The following is an 18,782-nucleotide window of genomic DNA, read 5'->3' as shown; positions in this document are numbered from 1 at the left end:
CGGGGTGTGCGCCGCATGCCCCGCCGGGACCGGATCAGGGTGTCGCCCGGCGCAAGGACAGGGCGAAGGCGCAGCTGGTGACGGCGAGGATGACGATCGGCGGCATGGGCAGGAGCAGGACGGATATCGCCAGGCCCACCAGTGAGGCGCCGAGGGGGATCCATCCGAAGGCGGTGCGCCGTTCGACCAGTGCCGGGGCGTGCCGGACGGCGGTGAGGGCGAGGAGCCCGCACGCGATGACGAACAGGGCCATGACGAGGCTCATGCCCTGGACGATGTCGAGGGTGCTGCGTTCCAGACCGAGCAGGGTCATGCTCGACTCCCGCATGGCTGCCGAGGAGGCTTGCTGCTGGGGGGTGGGGTCGCCCAGCGCCGTCGCGGCCGCAAGGGCGAGGTGGCCGGTGCCCAGCAGGAGGAAGCCGCCGGCCCCGACTCTGAAGGGTCGCAGCGGCTTGGGTTGGGGCTTGCGCTCGAGGACGGGTGTGACGGTCACGCTCACCGTGGCTCCTTGAAGTCGAATGAGGCCGCCCTCTACACCAGTAGAGGTTGTTGCCCGCACTCTACACATGTAGAGGCGCATTGGTGCTGGGTTGGGGGCGGCTGCAGGTCGTCGTCCTGGAGAACGGCTCCGTCCTGTTCGTCGGCGCCGTACTTCTGGACTGTCTGCTTGTGCTCCCCGGCGGGTTCGCCGAACAGATCGTTGCCGTAGTCGTGGCGCACGTACGGCGCCATCCGGCGGTAGGCCCTGACGATCTGGTGGCTGCTTGCCGAGGCTCGCCCGTCACCACCCGCGCGCGAGGCCGAAGAGGGCGTACGCGCGGTCAGAACGGCGGCCATCGTCCTGATGCGGCGGTTCGGGGCCGGCCGTGGCGCTGGTGCCGGGTTCAGCCTGCGCCGATATGGCGTGCGTGGGTGAGGCCCGGTGCCCGGTGTTGCATGGGGCAGTTCCACCGGGCCGCCCCAGAGCTGTCCACATCCGTCCCATCCGCCCGGCCCTGGTCCGCGGGCTGCCTCGCGGTGAACCCGGCTGCCGTGGCGGCGGCCTCTATCTCCTTCGTCACCGCCCCGACGTCCAGGCTGCCGCCCGAACCCGCCTTCGCCGGGGCGGAGCCGCTGGCTGACGGTGCGTCACCGCCATGTCCCTGAGGCGAATCGCCTTTACTGCCGCACCCCGCGATCAAGGCAGCAGTCTGCCGCCGACGCACGCCGGCGCGAACTGCGTTCGCTCACCGCCCGGATGGGGTGCGGCCGCGGCCCGTCAGGGCGGGGGGAAAGCTCCTGTGCGGCCGAGGAGCTCGGCCAGGCCCCGGCGGGTGGACGCCAGGACCACGCCAGTGCTGGGTGGTTACTTGACTTCCTCGAAACTGTAGGCGTAGCCCTTGGTGCCGATCTTGATCTGCAGGGTCGTGAAGCCGGGCTCGCCCTTGTTGGCGTGCTCGCCCCAGTAATGGCACTTGAAGCCGGTGTCAGCGCCGAAGTCGAATGCCTTGGCGGCGGGGAGTTCGTCGCACGCGAGCTTGCTGGCGTCCGAGCGGCCGGACTCCGAGCCGTAGTTCTCGTTGATCATTTGATAGACGAGCTTGCCGACCAGCAGGCCCTGCTTGGGTTCCTTGGTGTAGGAGATGACGCTGCTGCCGGCTTTGTAGCTGTCGCTGATCTTGACCTCGTAAGGGATCTCGGCCCCCGCATAGGTGACCACGCACTGGCTGACCGCGCCGGCCTTCTGGGTCACGCCGGCAGGGCACTTGGCGCTGGTCTCACCTGCGACCTTGGCGCTGCTGAGCACGTCCTCACGCAGAGCGTGCTCCACCTTCTGCACGAAGGGAGCGCCGACTTCAGGGAGCGGGGTGACCCGGAGAGCATCACCGCCGCGCATGTACACGTCCGGCTGCGGACCGGTGATGGCCACCGGCAAAGCCTTCGCCGCGTTTGCGGCACCGCCCTGGGCGGTCTCGGCGGAGCTACAGCCGGCACTGAGCAGGGTCACTGTGGCCACGCCTATAAGAATCACGGGGAATCGCATGGAGGAGAGCGTAGACGCCGCTACCTGCAGGTCTTGCCCCGGGCCGTGGACGGATCTCCGCTAGCCTGCCCTCCTTGTCGGCGGCCCCGAATGGCGTAACGACCTCGCTCACCGGGCGGCGGACGGCGGACGTGATCGTAGTGAGCTGGCACTGTTCGGCGCGCCAGGTCCGTTGCCGTGGCGGTCGAACTGGAGGGCCAGGGCCGTGAACCGGCCGACAGTGTCCCGGCGCCATTTAGTGGTATCCGTCTTCGTCTTCGAGCTCGGCGAGCTGCTGTTCCTCCGCGAGCCGCCGCATGTCCTCATCGACACGGGCCGAGGCGAGCGAGTCACGCTCGCTGCATCGGATCAGTTGCTCCGCTGGGCTGTAGAAGCGGGGCGTGGCACCGGGGCTGGCGCGGCATCCACGGCACGGCCACTGGCGGCCTGCGCATGCATGCGCCGACGCAATGGGCAGGCGCGGACGTTGACGAGGAAGGCGAAGACGCCCCGTCATCCTTCTGGGCGTTCACCTGACGGGCGTACGCGCGCGTACGACCGTGTCGTAAATGCGATGACCTGCGATGACGGACCGTGGCACAGTCGAGGCATGTCCAACGACATCGCCTATCCCGTGTTCCGTACCCCCGACCCTGCACTCGCCCTGAGCACCGCGCGCCGTCTCATGGAGTTCGGCCGCTGCGAGTACTCCGAGGTCTCCGTATACGCAGAGCTCCCTTCCCTCGCCGAGGTGCGGCGAGTGGCGAAGGAACTGCCCGAAGGGTGGTTCCGCGGGCAGGAGACGTACGGAGAGTTCGACGGGGTGCCGCTGGAGGACCAGCCCGTGCTGGTCGTCGGCGTCCAGGGGCCCGGTCTGCCGGCCGACCCGGCCGCGTACGAAGGACGGCTGCCAGTGGAGTACGGGCTGCTCGAACTGCCGGTGGGCAGCATCGAGGACGCCTTCATGGCGGCGGTCGGTCCGAACACGGGCGAGATCAACTGGGAGGGGCTGTGGTGGCCGGACGCGCCCGAGGTGGGCTTTCACGGCGAGTCCAAGCACGCCGAGGTGACGCTCCTCTTCAACACTTCCACACGTCACCTCGACGAGCCGGCCGACGACCACACCGTCCTTGTCCACGTCCGCAGCGCCAGCTTCGACGGCCGCCAGATGAGGGAGCCGTACGCGCACTGGCTCGCCGAGCAGGTGGGACTCAGGGTCATCGGGCCCGGACAGCGGTCGTGAAGCAGGCCCGGCCGCCCCGATGAGTTTCGGTGGCGGCCGCCGCCGTCTATCTCTGTGGACTCGGAGAACTACAGCACCCCCTGCCTCTTCGCCGCTCACGAGCCGAAGGGCATCGCGTCCGCGACCCGGCTCCTGGAGCAGAACATCGCCGGGCGCCAGCGGCAGATGTACGGTCGAGCCCCATTCGCTCTGCTCAGAGTCCGCGTCCTCCTTCAGCCGCAGGCGTCACGGAAGAGCGGTCAAAGCCTTCCAGTTGGCCGAGACGAGCGCTGCAGAGGGCCCAACCGCTGCGGACGAGGCATGCGGCAAGATGCGGACGCATGACCCTCTCATCGCGTCTCACCCTGCCGGGCCAGGTTTGGGCCGTGGCCGTGGCCACGTCAGATCCCTCCGGGCCGTTGACTGTGACCGGCCACGGTACGAATCCACTGGCGACTGTCATCACGAGGGTCGACCTTTCAGGCAAGGTGGCGTGGCAGCGGACCTACCCCGGGACAGGCAGGCCGCAATCCCGGCTGTCCGCGGACGGCACGCTGTGGCTCGCCTACCCGGATGGCGACGGCCGGCTTGCGCGTTCACGACCGGCCGCTTCGGCCGGGACGGCGCCGAAGCCGGGCGCTGGGCCAGCCACGGGGCCATGCTCGTCGACAAGAACGGCAGTGCCAGCGGCCCCGAGCTCGAAAATCGCCTGCCTTCGAGATCACGCTTCCGGCGGCTCGTACCGGACAACACCCTCGTGGACGGGCCGGCGCTGACGGGCTACTACACGTCCTACCCCGCGATGGACTGCGAGGGGACCGCGGTGTTCTGGCGAGACGGCAAGCTGCTTGCCGTGGACACGGACCTCGCCGGACACGAACTGTTCGCCATGGACGACAGCCGAGCGGTCATTGGTCGTGCGCTCCTGCTGAGCGAAGGCAGCGTCGTCGTCTCCCTGGACAACGAGGTCCTGGTTTTCCGTACACCGCTGGGCCCCCTGGCCGAGGGCGCCTGGCCGTGCGGGGAAGCGAACCTCGAGGGCAATCCTCTGCTGAGCTGAAGGGATTCGGGGGAGAGGCCGGCGTCGTCCGGGCAGCGGCGAAGGCCGGGAAGGATCCCCTTCCACCAGGGCCGACAGGCGGGTTTCCTGGCCCGCATCCATGTCGCGCGGCATGCCCTGATTCATCGGCGTTGCCGGGCGGAGCGCGGGGGGATGTGTGTCTGGGTGTCGATGCTGTCGAAGGCATTGACGTGTGCGGTGGGGATGTGGCTCTCGTTGGCCTCGCTGCCGCGTCCGAAGTGGTTCAGGAGCAGGTTGAGGAGGACGGCGACGAGGCATCCGGCCGTGATGCCCGATCCCAGCACCATGGTGACGGGCGCGGGGAGCTGGTCGTAGAAGTCGGCGGATGCGACGGGGATGAGGCCGAAGGCGAGGGCGACGGAGACGATGATGCCGTTGTGCCCGGTGGCCAGGGAGGCCTTGGCGAGGGTGCGGATTCCGGCGACGGTGATCGAGCCGAAGAAGACGACTGCCGCGCCGCCGAGCACGGGCAGCGGCACGAGCGCGACCAGCGAGCCCAGGGCCGGCACGAGGCCCATGAGGACCAGGATCGCTCCGCACAGGGTGACTGCGTACCGGCTGCGGATGCGGCTGATCGCTACCAATCCGACGTTCTGCGCGTAGGCGCAGCTCACGAAGGCTCCCAGGGCGCCGCCGAGTGCGGTGCCCAGCCCCTGGGCGCGCAGGCTGCCCGCGATGACGCGGTCGTCGACCGGCCTGTCGACGACCGATCCCACCGCGATCAGGGATGCGGTGGACTCCGTCATGGAGACGAGCATGACGACGAGCATGGTAGCGATGACCGGCGCCTCGAACTGCGGGGCGCCGAAGGCGAACGGCTCGGGGAGCGCGAACAGCGGTGCCTGGGAGAGGCGGTGGAAGTCGACCTTGCCCATCGGCACCGCGGCGGCCGTGCCGGCGATGAGCCCGAGCAGGATCGCCACCCGTTGCAGGAAACGTCCGCTGAGGAGGCGGTGGAGGAGGAGGGTGAAGGCGAGGGTTCCGGCGGCGAGCGCGAGGTTGGACGGTGAGCCGAAGCCGGAGGAGGCGGGATCGCCGCCCCGGGCCCACTGCCCGGCCACCGGCAGCAGCGAGAGGCCGACCAGCGTGATGACGGAACCGCTGACGACGGGCGGGAAGAAGCGCAGGAGCCGGCAGAAGGCCGGCGCCAGGAGGAAGCAGACGGCCCCGGCGACGAGGCTCGCGCCGAACACCAGGGGCAGCGTGTCCTGACCCCGTGACACGGAAGCGGCCAGGACAGGGGAAACCACGGCGAACGAGACGCCATTGGTGACGGGCAGCGCCGCCCCGACCCCCCAGAAGCGCAGTGTCTGGGCGACGGTGGCCAGGCCCGCAACGACCAGGCTCGCGGCCAGCAGAACGGTGAGCTGCGCCGGGGTCAGGCCGAGCGCGCCGCCGATGATCAGCGGAGGCGCCGCGAGGCCTGCGTACATGCTGGCCACGTGCTGCAGGGCGGCGGGGAACATCCGCCTCATCGGCAGTACTTCGTCCGCGGGATGGGCGGGGGCGGGCGGGGTGGAGCGGTCCTGCGTGAAGAGGGTGGGGGCGCGCATGGGGACAAGTCCCTCCGAGAGACCGACCGCCCGGCCGGCGCACGGCGGGGACGGTTGAGAGCGAAGCACGGCCGGACGAGCCGGACAGGTGGACGGACCTGCCCGGAGGGATGCGGAAATCGTGCCGGATTCCCGGGTAGGGAGGAACGTCGCGATTTCCTTATTGCGGAATTTACTTTCCACTGTGGACGGCCTGACCTTACGAACGGGCCTCCCGGTCGTCAACTCCTCCAGGCAGGCCATTTGATTCCTGGGATTCTTTGGAGGTATGCACAATCGCCACCTGCGGGGGTGTCAACGCGCGTCGACCGGCACTGCTCGAGGGCCTGCGCAATCCGCAGGCCTTGGCCGGGGCGGCCGCGGCCCCTACGGTGTCCCGCTATGCCATCCCAAGACGATCTCCCCACCCTCTCCGAGGGCGAAAACTCCGCCTATCCCCCCTTCGATCCCGGCCTCGCCGTCGGCGTGCGCGAGCAGCTCGGACTCACGCACGGCCAGGTCGCCTGGGCCGTCTCGGCCTTCCGGGGGCACCCCCTGCACCCCAATGTGCTCGCGGCGTGGGAACGGGGCGCCGAGGTGCCCACGGCCCGTCAGATCGACGCGCTGGCAGCCGCGCTGTGGTGTTCACCGGGCGATCTGCTGGGCGAGCCGGCCACGCTCCTGCAGTGCCGCACCCTCCTCGGGCTGACGGTGGAGCAGGTTGCCACCATGGTCGGCATGACCCGAGACCGCTACGCCGAAGCGGAACGACGCAACCGCTGGCGCGGGTCCGGAGGGCAGACCCAGGCGCTGTTCGAGGCGCTCCGCCCGCCGCCCGCCTGCTTCGTCGGCGCATGCGGCAGGACGGGCCAGCTGCGCGTGCTGCTGCGCGAGGCGGTCACCGGGTGGTGGCCGAACTACGTACGGCCCGTCGCCAAGATCGTCCCCGCGGCGCCGCCGGAGATCCGAGACGCCCTGGAGCAGCTCCACCTGGCCTACCAGCGGATCGACAACCACGGCCGGACCGGAGCCGACGCCGAAGCGGCCGAGCGCGAGGCCCTGGCCTTCCTCGACCGGGTCGACGAACAGCTGTGGCGGCGGCTGCGCCCCCAGGGAGCCTGACAGGTCTTGACACGGTCGCCTTCACGTGGCGCACTAGAGCTACCCAGCCATACGGAAGCTGCTTTCCGCATCGTGGATGATCCGTTGATGCAGTCTTCGGCAGGGAAAATCGGGGCTCGCTCACCCCGCAACACCCCGGCTCGGGCAACTCCCACGTTCCCCGTTCCCCAGGGCACTTCCACGCCCTCGGGCTCTCCTGCCGCCCGCTCGACTGCGTCATCGACCCAGTCCACACGGCCCTCCGAGGCACCGGCCGCTTCCCAGCGCGCCCCTCCCCGGCGACCGCCGTACCGCAGCATCCCAGGAGGTACCTCCGTGTCGCCCAGCCCCGCCCCCAGCCCCGCCCCCAGCCCCGCCCCGGCCCCCGCGCCGGACCCGGCCACGGACCCCGCCGCGAAGCATCCCGTCGACCAGACCCTCCCGTTCGGAAAGCTCCTCGGCGCCGGCCTCCAGCACGTGGCAGCCATGTACGCCGGCGTCGTCGCACCGCCTCTGATCGTCGGCATCGGCGTGGGACTCGGCACGGCAGACATCGCGTTTCTGATGGGCGCCAGCCTCTTCACCGCCGGTATCGCCACCCTCCTGCAGACCATCGGCTTCTGGAAGGTCGGCGCGCGTCTCCCCTTCGTCAACGGCGTCTCCTTCGCCGGCGTGGCCCCGATGCTCGCCATCGCCAAGGCCGAGGGCCCCGACGACGCACTGCCCGTCATCTACGGCGCCGTGATCGTGGCCGGAGTGTTCGGCTTCCTGCTCGCCCCCTGGTTCTGCAAACTCATCCGGTTCTTCCCGCCTGTCGTCACCGGCACCGTCATCACTCTCATCGGCGTGTCCCTGCTCCCCGTCGCCTTCAACTGGGCGCAGGGCGGCAACCCGCAGGCCCCGGACTACGGAGACATCAAGTACATCGGCCTCGCCGCCGTGACACTCATGATCACCGTGGTGCTCCGCAGAGTGCTGCGCGGCTTCCTCAAGCAGATCTCCATCCTGCTCGGGCTCGTCGCCGGCACCCTGATCGCCGTGCCCCTCGGCCTCGCGGACTTCAGCGCCGTCACCGATGCCGACATCATCGGCTTCCCCACGCCCTTCCACTTCGGCGCCCCGCAGTTCGCCGCCGCCGCGATCATCTCCATGATCATCGTGATGATCGTCTCCATGACCGAGACCACCGCCGACGTCCTCGCCCTCGGCCAGATCGTCGACAAGCCCGCGGACGAGAAGACCCTCGCCGCAGCGCTGCGCGCGGACGGCCTGGGCACCGCGCTGAGCCCGATCTTCAACGGCTTCGCCGCCAGCGCCTTCGCGCAGAACGTCGGCCTGGTCGCCATCACCAAGGTCCGCAGCCGCTACGTCGTGGCCGCGGGCGGCGGCATCCTCCTCCTGCTGGGCCTGTGCCCGTTCCTCGCCTCGGTCGTCGCCCTGGTCCCGCAGCCCGTCCTCGGCGGTGTCGGCCTCGCCCTGTTCGGCACCGTGGCCGCCAGCGGAATCCAGACCCTCACCCAGGCCGGCCTCGACCGCGGCGACAACATCCTCATCGTGGCCATCAGCCTCGGCATCGGCGTCATCCCCATGGCCGCGCCGAACTTCTACCACGCCTTCCCCGAGAGCATGCGCATCGTGCTCGACTCCGGCATCAGCACCGGCTGCATCGTCGCCGTACTGCTCAACCTCGCCTTCAACCACATCGGCCGCGGCAGCCAGAGCGACGCCGCCGACACGACCACCACGCTGCAAGGCACCGCCCCACAAAGGGAGCTGACTCCGGCCACACACGTGCACTGAGCGCGCACAGCGGGTGGGGTGTGCGCTCCTCGGGGCGCACACCCCACTCGGCGCGGGGTACGACGGCGCGGGTCTGGGCCTGCCGGCGCCGGAGAGGGCGGTGGTGCCGGCTTGTGAGTGTCGGTCGGCAGAATCCTGGAACAGCGCCTGCTCTGCACCGGCCAGGGCGCAGTCCGCTCACGTGGTATCCGCCGGGGTGCGTGTCCGGCAGGTCCGGTGGGTGTTCGCCTGCGAGGATCGTTGGGCTGGAGTCGGGCGATCCGCTGTGAAGCGTCCGCCCTTGCGGCTCCGCCCCGCATGCCCCTGGCCGGCACCCCCCCCCGCTGGCCAGGGCAGGCCCCGGCCAGCCCACCCCCCCCGGCTGGTCGGGGCTCTTCGGCTCGGAGCAGCCGTTCTCCCGGCAGTTCACCGCCTGCGGCGTCTTCAACGCCGGCCCCGATCACCCGGGGCCGCGGCCGGACCGGCGTGGGCGGCGGACCGGACGTCGCTCAGCACGGCGGGCCTGTACAACCTCAGCGGGTCGTACAGGCCGTGCCGCCGTGGGGCCCTTGGTTCACCGGCAGGCTTCGACGACCGCTGGGGGCTCAGCCGACGAGTTCGCGGGCGCCCAGAGCGGTGGTGCCGCCCAGCCGAGGCATGCGCGCAGGCGGGCGGGCTGCGAGAGGACACGTTTGGAGTAGATGGTCCCGCGAGTGCCACAACAGCCGCTTCGCGTCGTTGGAGCGGTGGAGCACCAGGGGCAGCCCGCTACCGAGCTCACCGACCGTGAGGCTTTCACTTCATGCGCTCATCCCATCCCACTCTGCCTGGGACCGTCACGGGGACCAAGGTCCCCACCAAGCGGTTGACGACGCGCCAATTGGCTGAGCGCACGAGGAGACGGGCAGTTGGGCATCTTCTGTCGCGCCAGGACGCTCAGGGCTGGTGGAAGGGTACCTTCGAGTGCAATGTGACGGGCGATGCCGAGGACCTGCTGTTACGCCAGTTCCTCGGGATCGGGGACGAGAAGATCACACACGCCGCCTGCCTCTACATCCGCGGCGAGCAACGCGAGGACGGTACCTGGTCCACCTTCTACGGGGGCCCGGGTGACCTCTCAACGAGCATCGAGGCGTATGTCGCGCTGCGGCTCGCTGGAGACGCGCCTGACGAGCCGCACATGGCCAAGGCGGCCGCGTGGATCCGCGCCCACGGTGGCATCGCCGCCGGCCGGGTCTTCACGCATATCTGGCTCGCGCTGTTCGGCTGGTGGAAGTGGGAGGACCTGCCGGCACTGCCCCCCGAGCTGATGTTCCTGCCCAAGTGGTTCCCGCTCAACATCCACCACTTCGCCTCCTGGTCCAGGCAGACCATCGTGTCGCTGACCGTCGTCTGCACCGAGCGTCCCGTACGGCCCGCACCGTTCACTCTTGGCGAGCTGTATCCCGACTCCCAGACGCCCGCTCCCTCCGCGCCGCGTGTTCCGGCCAGCCGCTGGACGCGCTTCTTCACCTGGCTGGACAAGGCGCTCCACGCGTTTCACAAGGTGGCACCGCGTCGGCTGCGCCGGGCCGCCATGAGCAGCGTCGCGCGCTGGATCGTCAAGCGGCAGGAGAGGGACGGCTGCTGGGGCGGCCTTCAGGTGGATGCCACCTACGCGCTGATCGCCCTGCACCTGCTCGGCTACAGGCCGGAACATCCCGTCATGCGCGCGGGCCTGGCCTCGCTGGACGCTTTCGCCGTCTGGCGCCAGGACGGTGCCCGCGTGATCGAAGTCAGCCAGTCGCCGGTGTGGGACACCAGCCTGGCCGTCAATGCTCTCGTCGACGCCGGGGTGCGCTGCGACCACCCGGCGCTTATCAGGGCCGCCGACTGGATGCTGGGAAAGCAGCACGCACGGCCCGGCGACTGGGCCGTGCGCAGGCCCGGACTCGACCCGGGCGGCTGGGCCTTCCAGTTCCACAACGAAAACAACCCCGACCTCGACGACACCGCCGAGGTCATCCTCGCGCTGCGCCGGCTCCAGCACCCCGACCCGGTCCGGGTCGACGCGGCGATCGGGCGTGGCGTGCGCTGGAGTTTGGGCATGCAGTCCAAGAACGGCGGCTGGGCCGCCTTCGATGTCGACAACACCAGCTCGCTCGCCAGCCGGCTGCCGTTCTGCGACTTCGGCGAGGTCACCGACCCGCCGTCCGCCGACGTCACCGCGCATGTCGTGGAAATGCTCGCCCGCGAAGGGAAGCGGGATGACCCCCGCACCCGGCGTGGCATCGCCTGGCTCCTGGCCGAGCAGGAGGCGTCCGGGGCCTGGTTCGGCCGCTGGGGCGTCAACTACCTCTACGGAACGGGCGCGGTTGTCCCCGCGCTCACGGCTGCCGGACTGCCTGCGGCGCACCCCGCGATCCGCCGTGCCGTTGCCTGGCTGTGCTCCGTGCAGAACGACGACGGGGGCTGGGGCGAGGATGTGCGTTCCTACCGCGACGAACGGTGGGCTGGGCAGGGCACTTCCACCCCTTCCCAGACCGCCTGGGCGCTGCTCGCCGTCCTGGCGGCCGGTGAAGGAGACAGCGAGGCAGTCGAGCGGGGCGTCAGATGGCTCGTCCAGGCTCAGCACGAAGACGGAACGTGGGAGGAGCCGCACTTCACGGGCACCGGCTTCCCCGGCGATTACTCGATCAGATACCACCTCTACCGTCAGGTCTTTCCGCTGATGGCACTCGGCCGCTACCTACACCAGGGGACGCCGGGAGAGCTCCCGTGCAAAACGCCTTCACCTGGGTGAGAGCTATGGCACCGCTCCTCTTCCCGCGCGCAACCGTTCACGACGCTGCTCGTTCGCCAGGAGTGCCCCCTGTCCCGTTCGTCCCCGTTGCCGGCCCACGCCGACTGCCGCTGCTCGGAAACCTCCCCGCTTTCGGCCGCGACCCGTTGGCGTTCCTGGAACGTCTGCGCGACGACTTCGGGGATGTCGTGACCTGGTCGCTCGGCCCGATGAAGATCATGTCCCTCACCCACCCTGAGCACATCGCCGAGCTCCTGGGAAGCAACGAAGGACACTTCGAGAATCTCGATGCCGGCTGGGCGTTCAAACAACTGGTCGGCAAGAGCGTGATGCGCAGCGAGGGCGCTGACTGGCGTCGCAAGCGATCCCTGGTCCAGCCCTCCGTCCGCCCCTCCCGGGTACGCCGCTACGCCACGACGATGGTCGACTGCGCCGTGGCGCTTGCCGACCGCTGGCAGGAGGGCGCCCAGATCGATGTGCTGCGAGAGATGGATCAGCTCTCCCAGCGGATCGTGGTCCGCAACCTCTTCGGCAACGACATCGGCGACCAGGCCCACGCACTACGAGACGCGATGTCCGTGGCCGGGCGAGAGATCGGCGCCGAGCTGCGGGGCATCGGACTCTTCCTGCCGGCCTGGGTGCGTACCCCCGCCCGCCGCCGCCTGATCGACGCCGTCGCGACCGTCGACGCTGAGATCGACCAGCTCATCCGCGCCCGACAGGGATCAGGGGAGGCAGGCGACAGCGGCGAGGACCTGCTGGGCAGGCTGCTCGCAGCCCGGGACGAGGAAGGACGGCCGCTCACCGCCGCTGAGGTGCGAGACGAAGCGGTGACGCTCTGGGCCGCTGGACACGAAACCACGGCAACCGCGCTGACGTGGACCTGGTACCTGCTTTCGGCATCGCCGCACGCGCGAAGGAAGCTCGCCGCGGAACTCGACCGTGTACTCGACGGGCGCCCCCCGACGTACGCCGACTACGAGCAGTTGACCTGGACCCAGCAGATCGTCAAGGAAGCCCTACGGCTCTACCCGCCCGCGTGGATCATTCCTCCCCGGGTGGCACGGGAAGGGGCCACCTTGGGAGCGATCCGGATCCCGGCCGGGACGACGCTCTGGTGCAGCCCGTGGGCGACACACAGAGACGCCCGCTGGTTCTCCGAGCCCACGGCCTTCCGCCCCGAACGCTGGGACACGCACGCCCAACGCAGTGTGCCCCCGTATGCCTGGTTCCCGTTCGGAGGCGGCCAACGTGCCTGCCTCGGTGTCCGGTTCGCCCTGGTCGAGGCAACGCTGGTGATCGCAACACTGGCCCAGCGCTTCCACGTAGACATCGCCCCGGGGAAAGTGGTCCCCACGGTCGGCCTACAGCTCCATCCCTCCACAACACTGCGCGCCACACTACGAGCCCGCTCCCACTGGCCTGCCCGCCTCGCTTAAGAGCAAGCACCCCGGGCCGGCAGTGCCCAGAGCGCGGGGCGCCGCCGGGGCGGATACGGGCGGTCTAGAACGTGCCCTGGAAGCGAAAGAGGACTTTCCGGCGCAGCGCGCGGCGCACGGCCCCGTTACGGGACTGGGGAGGTCTCGTTCACCGGGCATGAGCCTTTCTGATTCCGCGGTGTCTGCAGGTGTGTGCGACGACTCGAGCGAAGCCGTCGTCGTGGCGGTGCGGCAGCTGACCCGGAGCACGCCCTGGACTGTGGCCGGGCGGGTGCCGCTGGACTTCCCCGCTCACCACCCTCAAGGCGTCACGCGTGGCCATGACCAACGCCTGTACGTCTCAACGGCGGAGATCACCGAGGCGACCCGCTTCCAAACCAGTCCGGTGGACGGCTACGACCGGACTCCCGGCCGGGGCCAGGGGCATGTGTTCGTCACGGACGCCGAGGGTGCCGCGCTGGGCCGGGTGAGCGTGGGCGAGGGCACGATCTACCACCCCGGTGGGATCGACTTCGACGGCGAATCGCTGTGGGTGCCGACGGCGGAATACCGTCCCGACTCCCACTCCATCGTCTACCGGGTGGACCCCGACACCCTGGACGTGCGGGAGGCCTTCCGCTTCGACGACCACATCGGCGGGATCGTGCGCGACCGCCACAGCGGCCTGCTCCACGCCGTCACCTGGGGTTCCCGGCGGTTGCTCACCTTCACGGTCGACGGGAAGCTCCTCCACCGGGTCGACAACAAGAGCCACTTCGTCGACTACCAGACCTGTGTGACCGCGGGCGGCGGCCACATGGTGTGCACCGGCATCGCGGAATACCCCCTGGCGGGGGGCGGCGTCTTCAGCCTCGGCGGGATCGCCGTCGTCGACATCGAATCCGGCCGCATCGAGCACGAAGCGCCGGTCACCGTGCTGTCACCGGCCGGCCGAGTGGTCACCTACAACGCGGTGCACCTGGAGACCGACGGACAGGTCCTTCGGATGTTCGCCGTCCCCGACGACGGGGAAACCGCCGGCCAGTCGCACCTGATCACCCTGGAGACACCGCTGGCCACCTGACCCGGACGGCGAGGAAGTACAGCCCCTCGTACATGACCTCGCCGTCCAGCTCCGAGCACAGGCTCCGCGGGGTGAACCGGCGCCGGTAGATGGGGTACGTGGCGTCGGCCACCGAGCGCACCTCTATCTTCTCCTCGTGCAGGTCGCCGTCGCTGCGCAGGTCGATCACGATCAGCTCGCGCGCCGTACGACGTGCCTCGGCAACGAAGACGTCCCTCTCCGCCGGCCGCAGCAGCCCGTAGAAGTTCGCCGTGACGATACGGTCGAAGGATCCGGTGGCGAACGGCAGGGGCGGAAACAGCGCCCGCACGCGCTGCGCCCGGGGTGCCCGGGCACCGGTCAGCTCGAGCATCTCCGCGCTCTGGTCCAGGGCGACGACCGGGCCGCGAAGGAACTGGGTCCACACGCCGGTTCCGCACCCCACGTCGAGGGCCCGGCCTTCGGGCAGAGCGGTGAGCAGCTTCCCGATGTCGGCGGTTTCCCGGTCCAGCCCGGCGTTGACCACGGGGTCGCCGCGATAGCTGGTCTCGTCGTAGACCGGGGCACGATGCCGGTAGTACTGCTCCCGCACTAAGTCACGCATGGCCCGACAGCTACCCCTGCTCCAACACCGGGCAAACAACGGGCGTCCTCACACGGAGAAATGGCCGGAAGGCCCCGTTGGCTGGCGTGCCCTGCTGACCGGCGATGATTGATGCGTGCGGGCTGGGCAGAGCGGCCGGCGGGTTCTCGGGGGTGGGGCAGTGATCGAGGTCGGGCAGCAGGGCGCGTTCAGCGTGAACAGTGTCGGGGTGGAGCGCCGGCCGTTCCCATTGAGCTTCAGCGTTCGCGAAGCCGAGGGGCTGTGGCGGGTGCGCGCGGGTGCGGCCCAGGCGGGCGAGCTGGTCGACCTGCTCGTGGCCATGGCGAACGACGCGGTGGCGGTGGTGTCGCTGGAGACCAACTCCTATCTGGATGAGGACTGGCATTCTCTGCGGCCCTCGCTGATCGCGGCCGAGCTCGGCGTGCCGTGCACGGTCCACTCCCTCGGATCCTGGCCGTCCGGCACGAACGGACTCGCAGAGGAGTTCCTGGTGATGGACCGCGACCTCCTGCCCCGTCTGCTCGACGGCACCTGGTCGCCGTACGAGCTGACTCTGGTCGACGTGCCCGCCGACGTGACCGCGGAGCAGCTCGACGAGCTCGCCCTCGTGCTCGGCACGACCGGCATTGATGAGCCGCTCCTGAGCCGTCTGGGAGACTCCCGAGTCTGGTTCTCGGGCCACGATGACTGCTACGTGATGTTGGAGACCCGCGACCCCGCTCTGCCTGCCGCAGTCCTGGCGCGGCTGCTGACCCTGCTGGCCGGCTCCGCCCTCGCCGAACTCGCGGAGGAGCCCTTCTCACGCGTTCCCGAGCCCGGGCCCTGGCTCCCCGAGCAGCTGATCGCCACCGCACCCCACTGGATCGGAGCTTTGGGCAACGTCACCGAGGATCTGGTCACCATCGGTCTGGCTGCCCTGGAAGACCTGTGGCGGCTGGGCGTCCCGTTCCCGCAGCAGGCCGACCTCACCGCGACGCTCGACGTACGTCACGGCACCTGGCGGATCACGCCCGCGGAGTAGCACGAGGAGCCACCCCACCGAGGTGCCGGAGGCGGCGGTGGCGGTGGCGGGGCACGCTGCGTACGGAGCGGCACCGCGACGGTGAGCCGGGCCGGGTCCAATCCTTATTTTCCCGACCGGACGCGGGGTGCCACCGGGCTTGTCTCACTGCCGATCGTGTTTGTCGCCAGCACGGGTTGTACTTGGCAGCAGCTGCCCGCGGCCTCGTTCGGGCGAACCCGGCTCACTCGACAGACCCTGAAACCGACCGACTCACCAGGCTTGACATGTTCCGCGTCTCGTGGTCGACGAGGGATAGGCCGCCACTATCCAGGTTCTCCGCGGGCACGGGCGGGCTCGGCCTTGCACCGAGCCCGCCGCTCCAACTCCACCCGTTCCTGATCGCTCGCTGTGACGCTCAGCCGGTTCGGCGTACGTCGTTGCCCGCGAACGTCAGGAACACCAGGACCTGCGTCACGCCACCGGCTAGCGCTGCAGTGTCAGTACCCCCGGCCGGTAAGGCAGGAGGCCGTAGTCCATGCCGTCGGTGCTGGGGTCGCGCCCCTGGTAGAGGAACTGCAGGTTGCAAGGGTCAATGGTCTTGGTCTGGTCGGGGTTGGTGCGAACCACATCGCCGTGGCTGATGTCGTTGGTCCACCAGGTGGCGCCGCTGTTGGCCTTGCCGGCGAAGGGGTTGCTCAGGGTGTCGGCCTGCGGTGTCCACGTGCCGTCCAGGCTGGTCGCGGTGAACGAGCGGAAGTAGCGACCACTCCCTGTATAATTTTGGGCCTCGACGATCATGAGGTACTGGTGCTGACCCTGGACCTTGTAGACCTCAACCGCCTCGAACAGGTTGAGCGGCGTGTCGCTCATGATCTTCGTGAACGAACCGAAGGTGCCCGGGAAGTTGCCGATGGGCATGCTGGCGCGGTAGATGCCGCCCTCATCGTCGGCGAAGAACATGTACATGTTCGTGTCGTCGCCGATGAGGGTCACGTCGAGGGGGCCCCCCTTCGGGAGGGTGCCCGTGAACAGCTCCTGCTGCGCGGACCAGCCGTTGGGGTTGGTGGGGTCGCTCGAGGTGCGGTAGGAGAAGCTGTATGGCCAAGCCCCATTGTAGGCGAGCACCCAGGTGTTCTTCGGGGCGAAGTAGAACAGCGTCGGCGCGATGCCATCGAAGGGAATCGTGTTCTGGGTGGCGGTGGCCATGTCGGACCAGTTCGTGAAGGGGCTGAAGGTCGTCAATCCCCAGCGCCCGTCGTTACCGGCGAGGGTGTTGTGCGTCGTGGCATAGACGATGTGCTTGCCGTTGTGGACGACGCCTGTGAAGTCCTTGAGCGAGGCCCAGCCCGACTTCGGGCTCGCCAGCGGGCCGGTCGATGTCCAGCGGTAGGTCGACGGAAGAGCGCACGTGCCGGTGCCGACGTCGGCGACGGGGACGATTTGCCACTGCTGGTTGCTGCCGCCCCAGTCGGCGTACTGGACGATCTTGCCGCCGTCGGCGGTGGAGGCGCTCTGGACCTCGAGGGCCTTGCTGCTGTGGCGGTTCAGGAGGCGGACGTAGCCGTCGGCGGAGTCCGCGAGGCGGAACTGCTGGTTGGTCGCGTTGAGGTCGCTCCACTGGACGACGTCGGCGCCGTCGGCCGAGGACCAGCCGTAGTCGTCCAGGACCTTGCCGGAGTTGCGGTTCTGCAGGCGGTAGTAGCCGCTGCCGGAGTCCAGGAAGCGCCACTGCTGGGCTTCGTTGCTGGACCGAGTCCACTGGACGACGGGCGAACCGTCGGCGGTGGCGAAGTTGTAGTCGTCCAGCGCCTTGCCGCTGTTGCGGTTCACCAGCACGTACCACTTGCCGGTGTCGACCGAGGCCGCCGAGGCCGCCGATGGGTTCACCATCGCCAGGAAGCCGGCCACGAAGACCATCGAGAGCAGGGTGGCCACCCGTGACCGCCATCCTCGCCGTGTCGAGGTTCGTGGAGCTGTACCGAGAGCGTTCATCTGCACCCTCCTAGGGGTGACTTGGGCAGGGGTCGGTCCTTCTCGGTGCGTGCGGACCGGGCACGGCACGTCCGAGGCGGCGGCAAGACGTGACCCCTGCGGGGTGGGGGGCACCGGGTCTCCGGCGTATTGTTAGCGCTAACAACTTGAAAGTCGAACATCCAGCGTGTGCAGGGAGAAGACCATGGGACATGAGAGGTCGTCAAGTACCGTGCCGCAACCTGTCCGTTACTGAGGCGTCATCAAAATCTCGTCCTCTCAGAGTTGTTGACGGGGGCTGACGTTAGCGCTAACACTCTTCGGCGCGGGCGGCAGTGACGAGCCGGGCGAGACCCCGGATCAGCTTGTCGATGAAGGCGAGCTGATCACGGTGAACGTCGCCGAGGTCGACCTCCAGCGTCACCGGGTGCGGCTGGAACCGTGCCGACGCCGGTGCTCGGCCACCAGCGTCAGACAGCTCGTCCCCGCGCACGGTCAGGCAGTCGAATCGGTCCTCCCGGAAACGTGACGCTTGCGCGAACGCTTCCCCGGGACCGGAGTCAGGCAGCGGACTCACCTTCACGGCCTTCGTCTTGATCGGTGCACCTTGGTCGGAGCACATGATCAGACGAAGGCCGCCCCAGCGTCCCGGGAATTCCCGGCTGGGCCACCCAGTTCGATACGCCGTTCGAAGTCAGTCAGGCAGCGCCACGGTGAGTTCCACCTCGACGAGCTGTCCCGCAAAGCCCAGCTGGGCGACGCCCAAGAGCGTGCTGGCGGTGGTGAACGCCGGACCCAGGGCAGAATCGGTGAGCCGACGCCATGCGGCTCCGAGAATGTCCCTCTCATCGCTCCGCACGTAGATCACTGACCGCACCACATGTTCAGGCTGGGCACTCACCGTTGCCAGGGCAGCGAGCGCGTTCGCGACAACCTGGTCGACCTGCGTCTCGAGGGAACCGGAACCGACGAGGTCACCATTCCGATCAAGCGGGCACTGCCCCGCCAGATAGGCGGTACGGCCTGCCTCCACCACGGTGATGTGGTGGTAGCCGGGTGTCTCATGCAGCTGCTCGGGGTTGATGCGGGTGATCTTCTGAGTCATGTCAGCGAGTCTGACCAGCGTGGTGCCAGCACGCACCGCATTTTCTCCACTGGCAAGCATTCCGCAGTGACGTGAGGTTGAGGAACAAGCTTAGACCGTGTCCTGTGTGGTGAGGTGTC

At 69.1% G+C, this 18,782-nt stretch carries 15 protein-coding genes and 1 pseudogene; 8 read left to right on the top strand and 8 right to left on the bottom strand.

Features of this window, described 5'->3' with window-relative positions; genetic code table 11:
- Positions 1-34: 34 nt before the first annotated feature.
- From ACIPUC_RS01015 to ACIPUC_RS01005, 3 genes are all read right to left on the bottom strand, one after another.
- On the bottom strand, positions 35-493 hold the full coding sequence (locus ACIPUC_RS01015) for an LIC_13387 family protein (RefSeq protein WP_446586061.1): 459 nt from the start codon (positions 491-493) through the stop codon (positions 35-37).
- A 38-nt stretch (positions 494-531) separates the two neighbouring features.
- Positions 532-837 carry a hypothetical protein gene (locus ACIPUC_RS01010; protein WP_446586060.1) on the bottom strand — a complete coding sequence of 102 codons (306 nt, stop codon included), beginning with the start codon at positions 835-837 and terminating at the stop codon, positions 532-534.
- 508 nt (positions 838-1,345) lie between these two features.
- On the bottom strand, positions 1,346-1,996 hold the full coding sequence (locus ACIPUC_RS01005; RefSeq protein WP_446586059.1) for a hypothetical protein: 651 nt from the start codon (positions 1,994-1,996) through the stop codon (positions 1,346-1,348).
- Positions 1,997-2,612: 616 nt separating this feature from the next.
- On the opposite strand from ACIPUC_RS01005, the gene ACIPUC_RS01000 reads away from it, so the two are divergent.
- Both ACIPUC_RS01000 and ACIPUC_RS00995 read left to right on the top strand, forming a co-directional pair.
- A complete protein-coding gene (locus tag ACIPUC_RS01000; protein WP_446586058.1) occupies positions 2,613-3,245 on the top strand; it encodes a hypothetical protein in 633 nt (210 codons plus the stop codon).
- A 637-nt stretch (positions 3,246-3,882) separates the two neighbouring features.
- The gene (locus tag ACIPUC_RS00995; protein ID WP_446586057.1) at positions 3,883-4,284 is read left to right on the top strand and encodes a hypothetical protein; all 402 of its coding nucleotides are present in this window, start codon (positions 3,883-3,885) and stop codon (positions 4,282-4,284) included.
- Between the two features lie 122 nt (positions 4,285-4,406).
- Here ACIPUC_RS00995 and ACIPUC_RS00990 read toward each other — a convergent pair whose 3' ends face one another.
- Complete coding sequence (locus ACIPUC_RS00990; RefSeq protein ID WP_446586056.1) at positions 4,407-5,858, bottom strand: nucleobase:cation symporter-2 family protein; 1,452 nt, start codon at positions 5,856-5,858, stop codon at positions 4,407-4,409.
- 381 nt (positions 5,859-6,239) lie between these two features.
- Between ACIPUC_RS00990 and ACIPUC_RS00985 the strand changes: the two genes are divergently transcribed.
- The 5 genes from ACIPUC_RS00985 to ACIPUC_RS00965 all read left to right on the top strand — a co-directional run bounded on the left by ACIPUC_RS00985 (position 6,240) and on the right by ACIPUC_RS00965 (position 14,001).
- A complete protein-coding gene (locus ACIPUC_RS00985; protein WP_446586055.1) occupies positions 6,240-6,959 on the top strand; it encodes a helix-turn-helix domain-containing protein in 720 nt (239 codons plus the stop codon).
- Positions 6,960-7,274: 315 nt separating this feature from the next.
- On the top strand, positions 7,275-8,738 hold the full coding sequence (locus ACIPUC_RS00980) for a nucleobase:cation symporter-2 family protein (RefSeq protein ID WP_446586054.1): 1,464 nt from the start codon (positions 7,275-7,277) through the stop codon (positions 8,736-8,738).
- A 781-nt stretch (positions 8,739-9,519) separates the two neighbouring features.
- Positions 9,520-11,499, top strand: a complete 1,980-nt coding sequence (gene shc / locus ACIPUC_RS00975) for a squalene--hopene cyclase (protein ID WP_446586053.1) — start codon at positions 9,520-9,522, stop codon at positions 11,497-11,499.
- Positions 11,500-11,561: 62 nt separating this feature from the next.
- A complete protein-coding gene (locus tag ACIPUC_RS00970) occupies positions 11,562-12,938 on the top strand; it encodes a cytochrome P450 (RefSeq protein WP_446586751.1) in 1,377 nt (458 codons plus the stop codon).
- A 178-nt stretch (positions 12,939-13,116) separates the two neighbouring features.
- Complete coding sequence (locus tag ACIPUC_RS00965) at positions 13,117-14,001, top strand: DUF6454 family protein (RefSeq protein ID WP_446586052.1); 885 nt, start codon at positions 13,117-13,119, stop codon at positions 13,999-14,001.
- On the opposite strand, the gene ACIPUC_RS00960 is transcribed toward ACIPUC_RS00965, so the two are convergent.
- Entirely contained in the window at positions 13,973-14,584 is a 612-nt protein-coding gene (locus tag ACIPUC_RS00960; RefSeq protein ID WP_446586051.1) for a class I SAM-dependent methyltransferase, read from the bottom strand. The two genes, ACIPUC_RS00965 and ACIPUC_RS00960, sit on opposite strands and share 29 nt — an antisense overlap.
- A 160-nt stretch (positions 14,585-14,744) precedes the next feature.
- On the opposite strand from ACIPUC_RS00960, the gene ACIPUC_RS00955 reads away from it, so the two are divergent.
- The gene (locus tag ACIPUC_RS00955; RefSeq protein WP_446586050.1) at positions 14,745-15,605 is read left to right on the top strand and encodes a hypothetical protein; all 861 of its coding nucleotides are present in this window, start codon (positions 14,745-14,747) and stop codon (positions 15,603-15,605) included.
- A gap of 465 nt (positions 15,606-16,070) precedes the next feature.
- Here ACIPUC_RS00955 and ACIPUC_RS00950 read toward each other — a convergent pair whose 3' ends face one another.
- The 3 genes and pseudogenes from ACIPUC_RS00950 to ACIPUC_RS00940 all read right to left on the bottom strand — a co-directional run bounded on the left by ACIPUC_RS00950 (position 16,071) and on the right by ACIPUC_RS00940 (position 18,663).
- Positions 16,071-17,579, bottom strand: coding sequence for a non-reducing end alpha-L-arabinofuranosidase family hydrolase (locus ACIPUC_RS00950; RefSeq protein ID WP_446586049.1), 1,509 nt, complete (start codon positions 17,577-17,579; stop codon positions 16,071-16,073).
- A 414-nt stretch (positions 17,580-17,993) separates the two neighbouring features.
- Positions 17,994-18,135 (bottom strand): annotated as a pseudogene (locus ACIPUC_RS00945) (NF041680 family putative transposase); the annotation flags it as partial.
- Between the two features lie 117 nt (positions 18,136-18,252).
- Entirely contained in the window at positions 18,253-18,663 is a 411-nt protein-coding gene (locus ACIPUC_RS00940; RefSeq protein ID WP_446586048.1) for a RidA family protein, read from the bottom strand.
- Positions 18,664-18,782 lie beyond the last annotated feature (119 nt).

The organism is Streptomyces sp. LARHCF249 (assembly GCF_052871255.1).
The sequence above is the reverse complement of the archived record's forward strand: the minus strand, read 5'-3'. Positions and strand labels throughout refer to the sequence as shown.